Genomic DNA, 515 nt, shown 5'->3' on the forward strand with positions numbered 1-515 from the left:
TGACCGTCGGGCAACGCGTCATCACGATCGGAGTCACGGGCACCTGGCAGGAGTACGTCGTTGCCGATGCCGAGAGCGTGTTGCCTGTTCCCGCCGGCATGAGCGATTCCACGGCCGCCCAGATTCTCGCCAATCCGCTCACCGCCGTGATCTTGACCGGTGACGAACTCGGTGTTCGACCGGGTGAATGGCTCCTGCAGACGGCGGCCGGTTCCACCGTGGGCCAGTCGGTCATCCAACTCGGCGCGCACGTCGGCTCGAGACCGCGCTTCCTGAACCCGCGGACGCTGCGACACTCGCACGATTCAGGGCAACGCGACTGGGTCGAATCCTCTGGCTCCGCGTTCCGAACGGCGAGCCGGAAACTGGACAGGCAGGACACAAGTTGACTGAGAAGCAACCAGCGGTCATTCATACCCGGGCATCGTCCGCGATGCGGCGGTGTAGCTTCTCGTTGAACAGTTCGGATTCTCATTGAAAGTTCGTGCGTCGTTCGGATTCGAATGATTGCTGAG

1 pseudogene is annotated in these 515 nt (G+C 62.3%); it reads left to right on the plus strand.

The annotated features are described in order from the left end of the window. Nucleotides 1–389: pseudogene (locus P3H15_RS55015) on the plus strand (hypothetical protein); the annotation flags it as partial. Between the last annotated feature and the right edge of the window lie 126 nt (nucleotides 390–515).

Source organism: Rhodococcus sp. T2V, from assembly GCF_029269925.1.
Classification (GTDB): Bacteria; Actinomycetota; Actinomycetes; order Mycobacteriales; family Mycobacteriaceae; genus Rhodococcus_F; species Rhodococcus_F koreensis.